Source organism: Dactylosporangium sp. CA-139066 (assembly GCF_050936175.1).
Taxonomy (GTDB): domain Bacteria; phylum Actinomycetota; class Actinomycetes; order Mycobacteriales; family Micromonosporaceae; genus Dactylosporangium.
Window position 1 is genome coordinate 8,123,006 of record NZ_JBNJNH010000001.1, and the last position, 16,859, is coordinate 8,139,864.

Consider the following 16,859-nt stretch of genomic DNA (forward strand, 5'->3'; position numbering starts at 1 on the left):
GGCCCCGTGCGCGGCACTGCGCCCGTGCTCACATCAGCGACAGGACCGGTGCGACGGCGCGCTCGTAGCGCCAGCGCAGCACCGTGCCGCCCACGAGCCGGACGGGAGGCGGGATCGTGGCCGAAACGCTGGCCACCGCCCGCCGGTCGGCACCGTCGAACATCCATGGCTGGAGGTAGGCCATGACCCGAGCGGGTGCCGTGGCGACGACTCGCCGTTCGATCGCCAGATACTCCTGCGGGGTGATCTCCTCGGCGAACACCGGGAAAACCAGTCGCTCCTCCGCACGGAGGTGTTCGGTGAGGACGGTCGCAAACCGGGACGCCGCTCCCGGCAGGTCCGTCACTCCACGCGGGGTCAGCGCCGCCGACACCGCGTCCATCGCCGCATCAAGGATCTCGTGGTCGCCGTGGATCGCGGCCTCGCGCACGGTGAACCCCCGCACGCGGCGCCGCAGCTCCGGCCACAACACCTCGTCCTCGCTGTGGTGGTGCCAGTCGATGGCCCCGCGGACCATCTGCCACCACGACGCCAGCGCCGGCACGGCCTTCGCGGTGACCGCCCCCGCGGCCTCGCTCAACCGTCCAGCGTCGCGCCGCATGGCGACGTGCATGAGCGCGAACCCGCGCACGTGCTCGGGCAGGTCCAGCACACCGTGCTCACTGGACATCGAGATCTGCGCCATCCGACTCGCCTCCCCGACCTACGTGACCGCGCGATCGCGCGCTGTTTGCACGTACCAGTGAAGCCAGAGCGGGCGCGACGTTCCATAGCCAGGAAGCTCAGTTGCATGCGCACTCGTCTCGACCTGGTCAGAGGGTCTCGGACGGGTTCAAAACCAGCTAGTGGCACTGTACATTGTCGATCACACACACCCAATACGCGGATCAGCTCCCCCGGGCCGATCCGCTCCGCAAGGGACCAGGCGGCGCGGTCTCCCCCTTCCCCCTGGGCCGCGCCCCTGGTCCACTGTGGATGAACGGCGGGTGGCGTCGAGACGATCCCGCATGCAGTCGAGCGTCTCGGCCATGGTTTGTCCGAATTGCCCGTGATGTACTCGGACTCATGACGAACTGCATTCTGGTCCTCGGGGGCAATGGCAAGACCGGACGCCGAGTCGTCGAGCGGCTCCGCCGCGCGAACCACGACGTGCGCCCCGGCTCACGGGCCGGCTCCCCGCCCTTCGACTGGGACGACCGCACCACGTGGGGCCCGGCCCTGCGCGGCGTCGGTGCGGCCTACGTGACGTACCAACCGGATCTCACCTTCCCCGGCGCCGTCGACGCGGTGGGCGCCTTCGCCCGCCAGGCCGCCGGCGCCGGCGTCGGGAAGCTGGTCCTGCTCTCCGGCCGCGGCGAGCGGGAGGCCCTGCACGCCGAGGAGGCCGTCGCGGCCGCCGGTCTCGACTGGTCGGTCGTCCGGGCGAGCTACTTCATGCAGAATTTCAGCGAGGCGGCGTTCGCCGACGGGGTGCGGGCCGGGGAGATCGTCTTCCCGGCCGGCGACACCCCCGAGCCGTTCGTCGACGCCGAGGACATCGCCGACGTGGCCGTGGCCGCGCTCACGGAGGACGGCCACGCCGGCAAGGTCCACGAGGTGACCGGCCCACGCCTGCTGACGTTCGCCGACGCCGCCGCGGAGATCGCCGCGGCGACCGGCCGGGAGGTGCGCTACGTTCCGGTGACGCCGCAGGTGTACCGCGACCAGCTGCTCGCCGACGGCCTGCCCGAGGACGCCGCCACGACGCTGACCGACCTGTTCACCACGACCCTGGACGGCCGCAACGCCTACGTCACGGACGGCGTGCGCGCGGCCCTCGGCCGCGAACCGCGCGACTTCGGCGTGTTCGCCCGCGGTACCGCGGAGGCGGGCGCCTGGTCCTGAAACCGCACGGGCCGCGAGCTGCCTGGGCAGCTCGCGGCCCGCACCAACCGGCACACGGCACGCCCACGCCGCACGGCACACGGCCGCTGGCCGGTGCCGGTCACGCGCTGAGGGTGATGGCGGTGCCGTCGGTGTCGCGGTTGCCACTGCCCACGTCGGCCCTGGCGTCCCGGGCGGCCGCGCACGCGCTCACGATCGCCGGGACGGCCGCTGCGCTCGCAGAAGCACCAGCGCCGGCAGGCCGCTACTGGGTCTCCATCACGCGCAGCGACGCGGCACGCCGCACGCGGCACGGCCGCCGGCCGGTGCCGCTCGCGCCGTGAGGGTGATGGCGGTGCCGTCGGTATCGCGCCTGCCGCTGCCCATGTCGGCCCTGGCGAGGCGGGCGGCCCGGACGGCCGCTCGCGCCCACGGTCGCCGGGATGGCCGCGCTGTGGCCGCAGACGTGGCGGCGCCGGCGGGCGGCTACTGGATCTCCATCACGCCCATCATGCCGGCGGCGGAGTGCTCCAGGAAGTGGCAGTGGTAGACGTACTTCCCGGTCGTCTGCGGGAAGGTGACCGCCACCCGGATGTTGCGCGCGCCGGCCGGGACGTAGATGGTGTCCTTCCAGCCGGCGTCGTCGGGCGTCGGTGCCTTGCCGTCGCGGTCGAGCACCCGGAAGTGCGTCGCGTGCATGTGGAAGGTGTGGTCGAAGCCCGGCGGGTCGCCGTTGCCGATCCGCCAGATCTCCGTGCTGCCGCGCCGGACGGCAATGTCGACCCGGTTCGCGTCGAACGCGTGGCCGTTGAGCATTCCGACCGGCATCGGCCGGCTCAGGTCGAAGCTCATCGTCACGTCACGCTCGGCGGTGGCCGCCGGGATCGGGGGCAGCGGCCGCAGCGCGGCGGGCACCCGGCTGGCGTCGGCGGCGCGGCGTACCACGTCGAAGCGCAGCACCGGGCCGCTCGTCGCGTCGCGCAGGACGACCTGGCTGCCGAGCGGGAACTTGGAGAAGTCCACGATGACGTCCTGGCGCTCGGCGGAGGCCAGGGTCAGCTCGGTGCGGGGCACCGGCGCGGGCAGCAGGCCGCCGTCGGAGCCGACCTGGGTCATCGTGGCGCCCTCGCCGAGGGTGAGGGTGAAGACCCGGGTGTTGGCCGCGTTGAGCAGCCGCAGGCGGTACTTGCGGGCGGCCACCTTGAAGTAGGGCTGGGGGCGGCCGTTGGCCAGCACCACCGGGCGGGCGAAGGAGGCGAAGTCGAGGGTGCCGTCGGCGGCGAACGCGGCGTCGCGCAGCATGATCGGCACGTCGTACTCGCCCTGGGGCAGCTGCAGGCCGCGCTCGGCGTCGTCGTCGATGAGGTAGAAGCCGTGCAGGCCGCGGTACACGTCCTCGGCCTCCATGCCGTGGGCGTGGTCGTGGTACCACAGCGTCGCCCCGGGCTGGGTGTTCGGGTAGGTGTACGTCCGGGAGCGGCCCGGTGCGATGACGTCGGTCGGGAAGCCGTCGCTGGACGCCGGCACGTGGCCGCCGTGCAGATGGACGTTGGCCTCCATGTCGATCCGGTTGGTGAACTGCACCAGCGCGGTGCGCCCGGCGCGGGCGCGGATGGTCGGGCCGACGAACTGCCCGCCGAAGGTGAGCGCCGGCGTGCGCACGCCGGGCAGGATCTCCACCGTGGCCGGGGTCATGTCGACGCGGAAGACGTCGACGCCGGCGGAGGCGATGACCGGGCGCAGCTCCTTGGGCACGGGCATGGGGACCGTGAAGGGCGGCGGCACGTCGACCGCGGCGGCGGCCGGCCGGAACCGCGGGTCGCCGGGGCGGGCGCCGCCGGGCCAGCGCTCGAGCAGCTCGGTGGAGAGCTTGGCGGTCACGAGCATGCCGCCCGCGACGGCGCCGAGCCCCAGGACTGTACGCCGGTTCGACATGGTGACTCCCGAAAAAAGGTTGTCCCGTAAGGGATTCAGGCGTGGTTGGCGGGTCGCGTCGATGCTAGGAAGCGGGGCGGGGTGTCGTCCATCGAGGCACATTGACACCCGCGCGCGCGAAACGCAGATTTGCGAGCATGACGACCAAGCCGGAAACGGTCCTCTGGGACGAGTTCGTCGACACCGCCGACGCCGCCGAGCACGCGCGGCTGGCGCTGCTCGAGGAGGTCTTCGACCCGTTCAGCCGGGCCAGCCTCGACCGCATCGGCATCTGGCCGGGGTGGCGCTGCCTGGAGATCGGCGCCGGGCGCGGCTCCGTGGCCCGCGAGCTGGCCGCCCGGGCCGGCGCGGCGAACGTCACCGCCACCGACCTCAGCACGCGCCTGCTCGGCCCGATCGAGGAGCTGGGCGTTCGGGTGCTGCGCCACGACGTGCTGCGCGACCCGGCGCCGGGCGAGTTCGACCTGATCCACTGCCGGTTCGTCGTCGACCACCTGCTGCAGCGGCAGTACGCGATCGAGCGGATGGTGAGCTGGCTGCGGCCCGGCGGCATCCTGCTCGTCGAGGCCGGCGGCACCGCCCCGGCGCTGTCCTCGGCGCCGGCCGTGGCGCAGGCGATGGCGGCCGCGAACGCCGTGCTGGAGCGGGATCTGGGCACCGACCCGAACTGGGCCCGGCGCCTGCCGCAGCCGCTGGAGGCGGCCGGGCTGGTCGGCTGCGGCGTGTACGCCGAGGCGCCGGTGGTGCGCGGTGGCCGGCCGCTGGCGCGCTGGCTGCGTGACACGTTCCGGATGGTCGACGACGCCGTCGCCGCCGCCGGCCTGCTCGGCCGCGAGGACCTGGAACGGGCCGCCGCGGTGTACGACGACCCGTCCTATGTGGACTACACGTGGATGACCGTCGCCGCCTGGGGTACGAAACCCTGATCCGGCCTCACAGCGCGAGCGTGGGCCGGTACATCTCGAACCAGTGGTACAGGTCGAGGATCCGGTCCACGCCACGGCGTGCGTCGCTGGGGACATTGAGCGGGTCCACGGCGGTCGCCGCGGTCAGCCAGTCGCGGTCGACGACGGCGAAGACCGGGTGGTCGTCGGCGGCGAGAACCTCCTTCGCCTGCTGCTGCAGGCTCATGAGGTACGCCGGGTCCTGTGTGGACGGATACGACGCCTTGACCCGGTCCCGCGCCGACGGCGGCAGCACGTGCGCGGCCGCGTGGCGCAGCAGGCTCTTCTCCCGCCCGTCGAAGGTCTTCAGCGCCCAGGGGGCGTTGTAGGCGTAGCCGACGAGCCGGTGGTCGCAGAACGGCACCCGCACCTCCAGCCCGACCGCCATCGACACCCGGTCCTTGCGGTCCAGCAGCATCCGCACGAACCGGGTCAGGTGCAGGTGGGTGACCTCGCGCATGCGCCGCTCGTGCGGGTCGTCGCCGGGGCGGTGCTCGACCTGGGCGACGGCGGTGGCGTACTGGTCGGCCACGTATCCGTCGAGGTCCAGCCGCTCGCGCAGCGCCGGGTGCAGGATGGCGCCGCGGTCGCCGCTGGTGGCGCTGCGGTAGGCCAGCCAGGGGAACGTGCCGGCGTACGCCGCCGACCGCTCGTGCATCCAGCGGTACCCGCCGAAGACCTCGTCGGCCGACTCCCCCGACAGCGCGACGGTCGAGCCGGCCCGGACCGCCGTGAACAGCTGCAGCAGCGAGGTGTCCATCTCGCCGAAGCCGACCGGCATGTCCCGGGCCGCGATGACCGCCCGGCGCACGGCCGGGTCGGCCAGCTCGGCCGGGTCGAGGGTGACGTTGCGGTGCTCGGAGCCGACCCGGGCCACGACGTCGCGGATGAACGGCGTGTCCGGGGTGTCGCGGACCTCGTCGGCCCGGAACGTCTCCTCGCGGCCGGTGAAGTCGACCGAGAAGGTCCGCAGCCGCTCGCCCTGCCGGGCCAGCTCCCGGGCGGCCAGCCCGGTGACGGCGCTGGAGTCCAGGCCGCCGGAGAGCAGCACGCAGCGGGGCACGTCGGCGACCAGCTGCCGGGCGACGGCGTCGGTGAGCAGCTCCCGGACGTGGTCCACGGTGGCGCCGAGGTCGTGCGGGTGCTCGGCCGGCTCCAGCCGCCAGTAGGTGCGCGACCGGATGCCGAGGCGGTCGACGGTGACCACGGTGCCGGGCAGCACCTCCGTCATGCCGCGCCAGAACGCCCAGCCCGGCGCCATCGTGTTGGCCGCGAGCTCGCGCAGGCCGTCGGCGTCGACGACCGGCGGGGCCAGCGGGTTGGCCAGGATCGCCTTCGGTTCGGACCCGAACAGCAGGCCGCCCGGCGTGGGCCGGTAGTACAGCGGCTTCACGCCGAGCCGGTCGCGGACCAGGTGCAGGGTCTCGGTCCGCCCGTCCCAGACGGCGAAGGCGAACATGCCGTTGAGCCGCTCGGCCAGCCGGTCGCCCCACTGCAGGTAGGCGCGCAGCACGACCTCGGTGTCGCTGCCGGTGCGGAACCGGTGGCCGAGGCCCGCCAGCTCGGTGCGCAGTTCCTTGAAGTTGTACGCCTCGCCGCTGTACACGATGGCGACCGTGCCCGCCGGGGTGCGCTCGGTCATCGGCTGACGGCCGCCCTCGAGGTCGATGACGGCGAGGCGGCGGTGGCCGAGGGCGGCGTGCCGCTCGATCCACACGCCGCCGTCGTCGGGGCCGCGCAGGGCCATGGTCGCCGTCATCCGCTCGGCGATGTCGCGGTGGTGGGTGAGGTCGTCGTCGTAGGCGACCCAGCCGGTGATGCCGCACATGCCGCTACACCCGCGGCCGGGCGATGACGGCGGTGGTCTCCATCGGCAGGTCGGCGATCCGCTCGATGTCGAAGCCGGCCCGGTCCAGCAGCGCCGTGAACGTCTCCAGGCTGCGGTGCCGGCCGCCGTTGGTCATCAGCAGATGCAGGTCCCACAGCGCCGGCAGGACGGTGCTGCCCTCGTCGGTCACGACCCGCTCCAGGATCATCAGCCGGCCCTCGGGCGACGCCATGCCCTCCCGGCAGGCGGCGAAGAGCCCGGCCACGGCGTCGTCGCTGTGCCCGGCCAGGACCCGGCAGAGCACGTACACGTCGGCGCCGGGCGGGACGGCCTCGAACATGTCGCCGGCGACCAGCTCGACCCGGTCGAGCCCGACGGTGGCCGAGAGCGCGGCCTTGGCGATCGGCACGATGTGCTCGCGGTCCAGCAGGATGCCGCGGGCGTCGGGGACCTGCCCGAGAACCGCGGTCAGCAGGTGGCCGGGGCCGCCGCCGAGGTCGGCGATCGTCTTGCCGGCGAAGTCGAAGACGTCGGGCACGTAGTCGAAGAAGATGTTGCCCGAGCGCATCGCGGCCTGGAACCGCTCGGCGAGGTCGGGGTGGGTGCCGAGGTACGGGTAGAGGGCCTCGCCGTAGGCCAGCTCGAAGCCGGCGGTGACGGTGCGCAGCGACTCGTACGCGTGGCTCCAGGCGGTGTAGAACTCCTCGCCGTACAGCAGGCACATGTCCCGCAGCGAATCGGGCGCGTCGACCAGGGTGAGGCTCGCGGGCGTGTTGCGGTAGCCGTGCTCGTCGCCCTCGAAGACCTCGAGCGCGACGAGCAGCCGCATCATCCGGCGGATGCCCTCGACGTCGGCGTCCGTCGCCGCGGCGAGCTCGGCGGCGGTGGTGCGCCCGGCCGCGATGTGGTCGGGCAGGCCCATCTTCGCCGCGGTGTAGATCACCTGGGCCCGCCAGCCGCCGGTGATCAGCTCGACCATGCGGGAGGTGGCGGCCAGATCAGCTCGTGTCACGACAGTTCCTCTCGAAAGATGAAGTTCGCGTCAGCGGGGAATGCCGCCGCGCCGCACGACCGGCACCTCGATGCCGAGCGCGCGCAGCTGCTGAAACGGGTTCATGAATTCCCGCTGCTCGGCGATCCGGCCGTCGCGGAACTTGAAGGCGTGAATGAAGTGGTTCTCGTAGCGGCCGGGCGGATAGTCGGGGAACAGGATCTGCCCGGCGCCGTCGCACTCGACCCAGAAACGGTTCGGGTCCTGCGTCTCGTAGATCTCGACGTTGAACCAGACCCAGTCGGGGAACATCTTCAGCGACCATTCGCCGTGCGCCTTGAGCCCGGCGTGGCCGCCGGTGATGACCGGCTCCTTCGTGTCGGCGGTGTAGAGCCCGCCGGTGCCGTCCTCGGTGAACAGCTGGTAGCGGGTGAGCCGCCCGGCGCCGCGACGGCTCATGTAGTCCTCGACCACCGCCCGGTTCTGCTTGCGGATCTCGTCGTCGGAGGCCAGCATGTCAGCTCCTTTCATATAATTGATGAACGCCAATGTTAGTGACGCCCGTCCAATTGCGGGAAGGCGACAATTGGACGTTCATAGAAAGGGACCGATACGGTGCGCTGCATGCTGGACTATGTGGTCGCCGACGTGTTCACCGATACGGCACTGGAAGGCAATCCGGTCGCCGTCTTCCTCGACGCCGAAGGGCTCACCGCGCAGCGCATGCAGCGCATCGCCCGGGAGATGAACCTCTCGGAGACGACGTTCGTGCTGCCGCCGTCACGCGGCGGCGACGTGCGGGTGCGCATCTTCACCCCGGTCAACGAGCTGCCGTTCGCCGGGCACCCGACGCTCGGCACCGCGATCGCGCTGACCGAGCGCGACCGCCGCCCGGAGCTGAACATGGAGACCGCGATGGGCATGGTCCCGTTCCGCTTCGACGGCGGCCCGCCGGCGTCGAGCCGGGCCCGGATCGCCCGGATGCTGCAGCCGGTGCCGACGTGGCAGCCCTACGCCCGGGCCGGCGAGCTGCTGGCCGCGCTGGGCCTGGAGCGCTCGACGCTGCCGGTCGACATCTACCGCAACGGCCCGCGGCACGTCTTCGTCGGCCTGCCGGACATCGAGGCCCTCTCCGCGGTCCGCCCCGACCTCAACGCGCTGGCCGGCCACGAGGACCTGGCCGTCAACTGCTTCGCCGGCGGCGGCACCACGTGGCGCAGCCGCATGTTCTCGCCCGCCTACGGGGTCGCCGAGGACGCCGCCACCGGCTCGGCCGCCGGCCCGCTCGCGCTGCATCTCGGCCGCTACGGCGCCACCAAGTTCGGCGCGACCGTCACCATCCGGCAGGGCGTCGAGATGGGGCGACCGTCCACGATGTACGCCAGGGTCGACGGCGGCCCCGACGACATCGAGCGGATCGAGGTCGCCGGCGCCGCCGTGGTGGTGGCCCGCGGAACGCTGGAGATCTGAGCTCAGGGCTGCAGCCGGCGGCTGGTCCACGCCTCACCGCTCCGGTCGAAGCGCAGCCGCCGGTGCAGCCGGTCCGGCCCGGCCTGCCAGAACTCCACAGTGGACGGAGACAGCCGGTAGCCGCAGAAGCGCTCCGGGCGCGGCAGCGGCTCGCCGGAGCCGGCCAGCCGGAGGGCCTCGGCCCGCAGCGCCTCCTCGTCCAGCAGCGGCTCGCTCTGGTAGGACGCCACCGTCATCGGGTGCGTGCCGGCCGGGCGGGCCGCCCACAGCGCGTCGCTGTCGGCGTCCGGCAGCCGGGTCACCGGCCCGGCCAGCGTCACCTGCCGGCCGGCCTCGCGCCAGTACAGCACCCCGGAGGCCCAGCCGGTCTCCGCGATGTGCCGGCCCTTCACCGAGCTCGTGTGCGTGGTGAACACCAGCCCGTCCACGTCGATCGCGAGCGTCTGCACGATCCGGCTCTCGCTGCGGCCGTCCCGCCCCGCCGTGGCCAGGGCCAGCGCGCCGGGCTCGCGAACGCCGTCGGCACCGGCGGCGGCGAGCCACTCGCGCAGCGCGGACATCGGCTCCGGCGGGGCGGCCGCGAACACGTCAGCCATCGACGGCCCCCAGCGTCGCGAGGCCGATGCTCGCCTCCACGTCGAAGCGCACCCGCTGCTGCGGCGGGTAGCCGATGAGCTCCTGGGCCCGGTGCGGCGGCAGGACGGCCGGGTCGATGTCGTCGCGGTCCCAGAGCATGACCGCGCCCCAGCGGTTGCCGGCCGGGTCGGCGATCCAGCACTTGAACCGCAGCCCGGGCACGGTCTGCCACGCGGCGACGGCCTCGCTGTGCAGGTACTCGCGCAATGAGTCGATGGTCTGGTCGGAATCGGTGAGATCCCACCAGGAGATGGACACCTTCATACGTTGAGTACCTCCTTGATGCGGGCGGCGAGGATCCGCGGCCCGGCGACGGTGAGCACCGACTCGGCGTGGAACTGCATCGAGGCGAAATGCGGGCCGCGCAGCGCGAAGACCTCGCCGGTGCCCGGGTCCCGGCTCACCTCGACCGGCCCGCTGCCCGGCGGGTCGATCTTGTCGTGCTCGCAGCGGGCCGCGAAGGAGTTGTACAGCCCGACCGTCTCCGCCTCGCCGAACAGGTCGATGGTGCGCTGCCGGCCCTGGTTCGAGTGCTTGCAGCGGGCCAGCGGCAGCCCCAGCGCGTGGCTGAGCACCTGGTGGCTCAGGCACACCGCGACGAAGCGGTGCCGGCCGGCCAGCAGCTGCGCGACCACCTCGTGCAGGCGGGCGATGCGCGGGTCGGCGCGGTCCAGCGGGTCGCCCGGCCCGGGCCCGGCGACGACGAGGTCGTAGGCGTCGAACCCGCCGGCCGGCGGCGGCGCCTCGCAATGCCGGACGGTCACGTCCAGCCCGAGCGCGCGCAGCTGGTGGTCGATCATCGCGGTGAACGTGTCCTGCGCGTCCAGCACCAGCACGGTCCGCCCGGCCAGCCGCGGCTCGCGCTCGGTGGCGCCGCCGGCGAGCCAGAACGGGGCCAGGCCGGCGTTGCGCCCGGCCAGCGCGGCCAGCACCTGCGGGTGCTCGGCGAGCGGGGCGGCCGGCGCGGCGTTGAGCGCGCCGAGCAGGCCGGCGACCTTGGCCGTGGTCTCGGCGGCCTCGGAGGCCGGGTCGGAGTGGCGGACCACCGTCGCGCCGACGCCGATGGAAAGCCGCCCGGCGGCGGTGATCTCCGCGGTACGGATGAGGATCGCCGAGTCCATCGCCCAGCGCCCCTTGTCGTCGCGCCCGATGATCGCGGCCACCCCGGAGTAGTAGCCCCGGCCCCGGGGCTCGTGCCGGGCGATGACCCGGCACGCGCTCTCCAGCGGGCTGCCGGTGACGGTCGGGGCGAACAGCGTCTCGCGCAGCACCTCGCGCGGGTCGAGCTCGCACTCGCCCTCGATGAGGTACTCGGTGTGGGCGAGCCGGGCCATCTCGCGCAGCCGCGGGCCGATCATCCGGACCCGGCCGGTGCAGACCCGCGCCATCATCTTGAGCTCCTCGTCGACGACCATGTACAGCTCGTCGCGCTCCTTGCCGTCGGCCAGGAAGTCCAGCAGCCCGTCGAGCGTCGCGCCGCCCGGCGGGTAGCGGTAGGTGCCGCTGATCGGGTTCATCACCGCGGTGCCGGCCTCGAGGCTCACGTGCCGCTCGGGGCTGGCGCCGACGAACGTGCGGCCGCCGGTGTGCACCACGAACGTCCAGTAGGCGCCGCTCTCCCGCTCGCACAGCCGGCGGAACAGGGTCAGCGCGGCCCGCGGCGTGTAGCCGACGATCTCGGCCGACCAGGTGCGGCGGATGACGAAGTTGGCGCCCTCGCCCCGGCCGATCTCGTCGTCGATGACCGCCCGGACGGTGGCCGCGTACTGCTCGTCGTCGAGGTCGAACCGGCCGCCGTCGACGTCGACCCGCCCGTCCGGCAGGCGCCGCAGCACCTCGCCCAGCGGCAGCTCGTCGTGCGCGCGCACGCGCAGCGCGAGCAGGGGCGCGTCGTCGGGCACGGCGGTGAAGCCGCGCTCGGCGACCTGGCGGAACGGCACCAGGACCAGCACCTGCGGCCCGCGGGCGCGCTCGCCGGCCGACAGCGGCACGTCGGCCAGCCGCGCGACCTCCTCCACCTCGCCGGCGAGGACCTGCACGCCGCGGCCCGGCCGGTGCACCAGGGCGAACGGCGGCGGGTCCTTGCGCAGCACGCGATCGAGCACAAACGACTTGTTCAGCGCGATCGCATTCACAGCAGCATCTCCTTGGCGGTGACCACCATCGCGCAGCGGGTGGCGGCATACTGCACCGCGAGATCGTGGAACTGCGCGGAGAAGTCGCCGACGGCGTCGGCGACCAGGAACGGCTGGATGTCGTTGGTGAACGCCTCGAGGGCGGTGGACAGCACGCCCACGTGCGCGTAGACGCCGCACAGGATGATCTGGTCGCGGCCGCGCTCGCGCATCCAGGACAGCAGCGGGGAGCGGAAGAAGGCGCTGTACCGCCACTTCGTGAGCACCAGGTCGTCCGCCTCCGGCGCCAGCTCGTCGACGACGGCCCGATCCTGCGGCTCCGCGCGCATCCCGGGGCCCCAGATGTCCTTCAGCAGCCCGCGCTCCGCGTCGCTCATGTCGCCGGGCTGCGCCGTGTAGGCGACCGGCACGCCGAGCGCCCGGCACCGCCGCCGGATCATCGCGGCATTGCCGACGATCTTGTCGCGCAGCGGCGGCGGGAACGGCCTCAGGAAGTACCGCTGAAAATCATGCAGCAGCAGCACGACGCGCTGCTGGTCCACGCGCCAGTTCGCGACGTTGCGCGGCAGGTCGCCCGGGCCCGGCAGCGCATACTCCCAGATCGGCGGAATGCCGCTGGGGCGGCTCATGCCGCGGCCTTCCGGCGCCGCGGCCGCGCTTCCTGCTGGCCCTGGCTGAGATGCTCGGCGATGCTCTGCCAGACGCGGGCCGAGCGCTCGGCGAGCCGCGCCACGGTCGGCCGGTTGTGCGCCGGCACGCTGCGCAGGATCGCCGCCCAGTGCGCGGGCGTCAGCGAGTGCATGTCGAGCAGGCGCAGCAGCACGCGGCCGTTGTCGGTGAAGCGCAGGGTCGGGTCGGTGCGCAGGCGCTGCACGGTCACGGCCCAGTCCTCGGGGTGCGGTGACGGCGGCGGTACCGCCCGGGCCGCCACGGCCCGCGGCCGCCCCCCGTCGCAGTCGCCGACGGAGCGCAGCTCGGCCCGCACCGAGCGGACCGTCTCGGGCGAGATGCCGACCGCCCGCGCGACCTGCCGCAGCGACAGCTCGGGCTGGTTGCTGATGAGCTCGGCCGCGACGCGCCGCTTGGCCATCCGGTCGACCGGGCGCAGCCGCCCGTCGCGGCCGATGCGCGCGGCCGGCCCGGCGTACGGCCCGTTGCGGCGGATCTCGCCGACGGTGTCCGCGGACAGGCCGGTCACGGCGGCGATGCGCCGGTCCGACCAGGCCGGGTGGGAGGCGACGATGCGGTTCGCGGCGGCCTTGCGGTCGGCCAGCGACAGCGGCAGCCCGTGCGCGGCGTTGAGCTGCACGGCCAGCACGAACGCCTCGTCGCCGCCGGCGTCGACGAACTGCACGGCAATCGTGGCGGCGCCCCGCGCGCGGGCCGCGAGCAGCCGGTGCATGCCGTCCACGACCTGGTAGGTGTCGCGCTGCACCACGATCGGCGGCAGCGGCACCCCGGCCGCGGCGAGCTCCTGCACGTGCTCGGGGCACGGGCCCCCGGAGCGCAGCGCGGGCCCGGCCACGAGCCGGTCGACGGAAACCTGCTCGACCGGCCCGAGCGCCGGCTGGAGCGGCTCGGAAATCTGTGCGGCAAATTTGGTCACGTCCACGTCCACGACCTCGAATCGATCGGATTCGCTCCCTGGCGGGTCCTTGGTACCGGCCGAGGCGCAACAGACGCGCAATTTCGCTGTGACCACGCACAGTTTCGGTGCTTACGGAAGGGTCAGTAGATCGACATGTGCACGTGGTTGGTGTGGTCGCTGCTCGGGTCGCCCTTGCCGCTGCCGTAGACGTGCCAGCCCGCGGCGGGGGTCCAGATCTGGCGGAACCAGATCACGTACATCACGCCGAGCCGCTCGGCGTTGCGCACGAGCCACGTCGCCAGGGACGTGCCGTACTCCAGCGACGCCCCCTCGGCGATCCCCCCGAAGCCCTTGGCGTCGGCGGCGAAGTCGCAGGCGCGGCCCTTCGGGTGCTCGAACGGCTCGCCCGGCGGCCGCCAGCACGACACGAAGTGCTTGAAGCCCGCCTTCTGCACCTGCTGCAGGGCGTGCAGGGTCCGCGGGGTCAGGCAGCCGGCCGTCGTCGGGTCGGGGACGCTGCAGGTCTCGTCCGCCCACGAGCCGTCCGGCCGGCGCGGGGCCGGCTCGGCGACGACCTTCGGCGCCTTCGCGCTCGTCGTCTTGGCCACGTCCAGGCCGCGCTGGGCCTCCGCGTTCTGCGCCGCGTCCAGCGCCGCCTCGACGTCGGCCTTCTGCTTGGCCATGACCGCCAGCTGCGCCTGCTGGGTGGCGACCTCGTCGTCGACCGCCGCCTTGGTCGCGCCGAGCTCGGCGCGCACGTCGGCCAGCCGCTTGAGGTGCTCGCCCTCGCGGCGGGCGACGAGCTCCAGCATGCTGACCCGGTCGGCGAAGACGCCCGGTGTGGGGCTGTCGAGCACGCTGGACAGCGAGCGCAGGCCGCCGCCGCGCTGGTAGGCCGCGACCGAGACCGCGGTGGTCTCGTCGAGCAGCTTCTCGTACTGCGGCTCGAGCGCGGCCTGCTGGGCGGCGAGCTCGGCCTGGCGCTGCCGGGAGGCGTTGATCTTGTTCTGCGCGTCGATGTAGGCCCGGTTGGCCGCCTCCAGCCGCTGTTCGAGGTCCACGGTGCCGCCCTCGGAGGAACCCGGGGACGACGGCGCGGCCGGCGCGGCGGCCGGCGTCAGCAGGATCGTCAGCGCACAGAGCAGCGCCGCAATCCAGGAGAATCTGGACATACCGAATGTCGCATCGGCCGCGTTGGGGCCGACTTGAGGAATGTTCCGGGCCAGAAGGGAGCCCGCTCGGGGTTTCGCTTCAGCGCCGTACCGCCGAAGATCAAGGGCATGAGCACCTGCACCTTGCGCGCGTTCGCGCCGCTGTCGTGATCGCGTTCTTAGGCTGGGCCGGTGCCGCGCTCGTGCTCGTCGCCTACGCCCTGGTCTCCACCAAGCGGCTGGCCGGCGACAGCGCCGTCTTCCAGATCATGAACATCGTCGGCGCCTTCGGGCTCGCCTGGAACTCCGCGGTCAGCCACGCGTGGCCGTCGGTCGCCATCAACGTGGCCTGGGTGGCCATCGGCGCCCTGGCGATGTTCCGCCTGGCCCGCCGCACCCGCACGGACTCGCGTTTGCCAGGGTGAGCGAGCGCCAGTTGCGTTTGCGAGTGTGAGCGAAGCGAGCATGGGGGGTCCGGGGTGGGAACCCCCCGGCGCGCCCGAGCGAAGCGAGCGCCAGTTGCGTTTGCGAGTGTGAGCGAAGCGAGCATGGGGGGTCCGGGGTGGGAACCCCCGGCGCGCCCGAGCGAAGCGAGCGCCAGTTGCGTTTGCGAGTGTGAGCGAAGCGAGCATGGGGGGTCCGGGGTGGGAACCCCCCGGCGCGCCCGAGCGAAGCGAGCGCCAGTTGCGTTTGCGAGTGTGAGCGAAGCGAGCATGGGGGGTCCGGGGTGGGAACCCCCCGGCGCGCCCGAGCGAAGCGAGCGCCAGTTGCGTTTGCGAGTGTGAGCGAAGCGAGCATGGGGGGTCCGGGGTGGGAACCCCCCGGCGCGCCCGAGCGAAGCGAGCGCCAGTTGCGTTTGCGAGTGTGAGCGAAGCGAGCATGGGGGGTCCGGGGTGGGAACCCCCCGGCGCGCCCGAGCGAAGCGAGCGCCAGTTGCGTTTGTCAGCTCAGAGGGAGTACCAGGGCGCTCGGATGCGGTAGAAGACGAACTCGCCGGTCGTCGCGCACGCCAGGTAGGTGTGGCTCCACGTGCACGCGTCCGGCCGGGCGTCGATCGTGCCGAGCTCGCGGGCCGCGCCGCGGGAGGCGTCCACGCCCGTCCACGGGTACTGCCCAGGCGGCGGGACGGCCGGCAGCAGCAGGTAGCTGCCCTCGTCGAGGCGGGCGGCGCGCTTGCCGGGCCAGCTGTTCACGGTCCGGCCGCCGGCGTCCAGCAGCGTCTCGGTGACGCCGATGGCCTGGGTGGCGGTGCGCACCATGACCCGGTCGCCGACCGGCACGGCCAGCGACGGGCGCTCGGCGCTCACCCGGAACACGACCTCGCCCGTGTCGGCGTTGAGCTGGGTGACGTGATGGTCCTCGCCGACGCAGACGCGCCGTTCGCCGCAGGCGCTCACGAACAGCGGCGTGGCCTGCGCGTCGGGTGACGTCCAGGTCCACTGCGGCTTGTTGAGGTGCGTGCGGTCGTACGCCCGCAGCTGAGCACCGGCGGCGCGGGGCGTGACGAAGATCTGGTCCTCGTAGGCGTACACCAGGTCGCCCGGGTCGGCCACGCCGGTGCCGCTGCCGAGGGCGTGGCCGCCGGCGAGCCCGACGACCTCGAGGCCGCGGCCGGGGGTCTCGCGCACGATGTGCGGGTCGACGGTCAGCGCCTCGTCGAGCGGCTCGCCGCTGATCGCGGTCGGCACCTGCTGGCCGCTCCAGTTGTCAGTCGGCCACCAGCCGCCGGTCGGCTGGTCCCACGCCGCGGTCTGGCGGCCGTTGCCGACGTCGGTCACGGTCAGGCGGTGCTCGGCGTCGGCGTACCGGACGAAATATTTGCCGATGAGCGCCCACCGGTCGCCGCTCCGCACGTCGAACGACGCGAACGCCACGCCGTTGTTGGCGTTGAGCAGCGTGATCGTGCGCTGGCCGGTGTCGTTCGGCCGGCCGGTCACCTCGACCATGCCGCGGGAGGAGCGGAACGTCTCGACGTCGGTGAGCGAGGCGTTGGTCCACACGGCGGCCGAGGGCTTGTCGGCGTCGACGGCGCGCAGCTCGTAGTGCCCGTCGGGCGTGCCCCGGCCGAGGAACGCCCGGCCGCCGTCGAGGACGGCGAGCGCCCGCTCGCTGCCGGGCGGCAGGCCGACGCCGCCGATCCGATCGAGGCGGTCGAACCCGTAGGGGCGCTGACTCACGCGGTACACCACCGCGAACACCAGCAGGGCGACGGTCAGCAGGACGATCGCGGTCGCCGACCACCGCGCACGCCGCGAGAGCCAGAGCGACCGACGCGGGCGCAGGTCGTCGGCGAGGGCGTGCGTGTGCACGCAGCGACA

General features: G+C 73.2%; 16 protein-coding genes. 4 read left to right on the top strand and 12 right to left on the bottom strand.

The features are described from left to right. Positions 1-28 precede the first annotated feature (28 nt). Positions 29-685, bottom strand: a complete 657-nt coding sequence (locus ACQEVU_RS37105) for a hemerythrin domain-containing protein (protein WP_433332026.1) — start codon at positions 683-685, stop codon at positions 29-31. 380 nt (positions 686-1,065) lie between these two features. On the opposite strand from ACQEVU_RS37105, the gene ACQEVU_RS37110 reads away from it, so the two are divergent. Then, positions 1,066-1,884, top strand: coding sequence for an NmrA family NAD(P)-binding protein (locus ACQEVU_RS37110; RefSeq protein ID WP_433332028.1), 819 nt, complete (start codon positions 1,066-1,068; stop codon positions 1,882-1,884). 465 nt (positions 1,885-2,349) lie between these two features. On the opposite strand, the gene ACQEVU_RS37115 is transcribed toward ACQEVU_RS37110, so the two are convergent. Further along, the gene (locus ACQEVU_RS37115) at positions 2,350-3,798 is read right to left on the bottom strand and encodes a multicopper oxidase family protein (RefSeq protein WP_433332030.1); all 1,449 of its coding nucleotides are present in this window, start codon (positions 3,796-3,798) and stop codon (positions 2,350-2,352) included. 137 nt (positions 3,799-3,935) lie between these two features. Here ACQEVU_RS37115 and ACQEVU_RS37120 point away from each other — a divergent pair, with 137 nt between their 5' ends. Further along, positions 3,936-4,724: a class I SAM-dependent methyltransferase gene (locus ACQEVU_RS37120; protein WP_433332032.1), complete on the top strand. Its 789-nt coding sequence runs from the start codon at positions 3,936-3,938 to the stop codon at positions 4,722-4,724. A 7-nt stretch (positions 4,725-4,731) separates the two neighbouring features. Here the strand turns inward: ACQEVU_RS37120 and asnB are convergent, their stop codons facing one another. The 3 genes from asnB to ACQEVU_RS37135 are packed head-to-tail and all read right to left on the bottom strand — an operon-like array spanning position 4,732 to position 8,077. After that, entirely contained in the window at positions 4,732-6,570 is a 1,839-nt protein-coding gene (gene asnB / locus ACQEVU_RS37125) for an asparagine synthase (glutamine-hydrolyzing) (protein WP_433332034.1), read from the bottom strand. Positions 6,571-6,574: 4 nt separating this feature from the next. Then, positions 6,575-7,582, bottom strand: coding sequence for a methyltransferase (locus ACQEVU_RS37130; RefSeq protein ID WP_433332036.1), 1,008 nt, complete (start codon positions 7,580-7,582; stop codon positions 6,575-6,577). Positions 7,583-7,612: 30 nt separating this feature from the next. Then, positions 7,613-8,077 (bottom strand): PhzA/PhzB family protein, encoded by a 465-nt coding sequence (locus ACQEVU_RS37135; protein ID WP_433332038.1) that lies wholly within the window; start codon positions 8,075-8,077, stop codon positions 7,613-7,615. A gap of 108 nt (positions 8,078-8,185) precedes the next feature. Between ACQEVU_RS37135 and ACQEVU_RS37140 the strand changes: the two genes are divergently transcribed. Further along, positions 8,186-9,031 carry a PhzF family phenazine biosynthesis protein gene (locus ACQEVU_RS37140; protein WP_433332040.1) on the top strand — a complete coding sequence of 282 codons (846 nt, stop codon included), beginning with the start codon at positions 8,186-8,188 and terminating at the stop codon, positions 9,029-9,031. A 2-nt stretch (positions 9,032-9,033) separates the two neighbouring features. On the opposite strand, the gene phzG is transcribed toward ACQEVU_RS37140, so the two are convergent. The 6 genes from phzG to ACQEVU_RS37170 form a co-directional block, all read right to left on the bottom strand. Next, positions 9,034-9,627: a phenazine biosynthesis FMN-dependent oxidase PhzG gene (phzG, locus tag ACQEVU_RS37145; protein WP_433332042.1), complete on the bottom strand. Its 594-nt coding sequence runs from the start codon at positions 9,625-9,627 to the stop codon at positions 9,034-9,036. After that, positions 9,620-9,931 (bottom strand): hypothetical protein, encoded by a 312-nt coding sequence (locus ACQEVU_RS37150; RefSeq protein ID WP_433332044.1) that lies wholly within the window; start codon positions 9,929-9,931, stop codon positions 9,620-9,622. The genes phzG and ACQEVU_RS37150 overlap by 8 nt, the downstream gene beginning before the upstream one ends. After that, positions 9,928-11,802 carry an anthranilate synthase family protein gene (locus tag ACQEVU_RS37155; RefSeq protein WP_433332046.1) on the bottom strand — a complete coding sequence of 625 codons (1,875 nt, stop codon included), beginning with the start codon at positions 11,800-11,802 and terminating at the stop codon, positions 9,928-9,930. Before ACQEVU_RS37155 ends, ACQEVU_RS37150 begins: the two co-directional genes overlap by 4 nt. Continuing rightward, entirely contained in the window at positions 11,799-12,431 is a 633-nt protein-coding gene (locus tag ACQEVU_RS37160) for an isochorismatase family protein (RefSeq protein WP_433332048.1), read from the bottom strand. Before ACQEVU_RS37160 ends, ACQEVU_RS37155 begins: the two co-directional genes overlap by 4 nt. Further along, on the bottom strand, positions 12,428-13,414 hold the full coding sequence (locus tag ACQEVU_RS37165) for a ParB N-terminal domain-containing protein (RefSeq protein ID WP_433332050.1): 987 nt from the start codon (positions 13,412-13,414) through the stop codon (positions 12,428-12,430). Before ACQEVU_RS37165 ends, ACQEVU_RS37160 begins: the two co-directional genes overlap by 4 nt. A gap of 116 nt (positions 13,415-13,530) precedes the next feature. Continuing rightward, positions 13,531-14,562, bottom strand: a complete 1,032-nt coding sequence (locus ACQEVU_RS37170; protein WP_433332052.1) for a coiled-coil domain-containing protein — start codon at positions 14,560-14,562, stop codon at positions 13,531-13,533. Positions 14,563-14,708: 146 nt separating this feature from the next. Between ACQEVU_RS37170 and ACQEVU_RS37175 the strand changes: the two genes are divergently transcribed. Next, the gene (locus ACQEVU_RS37175; RefSeq protein WP_433332054.1) at positions 14,709-14,966 is read left to right on the top strand and encodes a CBU_0592 family membrane protein; all 258 of its coding nucleotides are present in this window, start codon (positions 14,709-14,711) and stop codon (positions 14,964-14,966) included. A 522-nt stretch (positions 14,967-15,488) separates the two neighbouring features. Here ACQEVU_RS37175 and ACQEVU_RS37180 read toward each other — a convergent pair. After that, positions 15,489-16,850 carry a hypothetical protein gene (locus ACQEVU_RS37180; RefSeq protein ID WP_433332056.1) on the bottom strand — a complete coding sequence of 454 codons (1,362 nt, stop codon included), beginning with the start codon at positions 16,848-16,850 and terminating at the stop codon, positions 15,489-15,491. Positions 16,851-16,859: the final 9 nt, after the last annotated feature.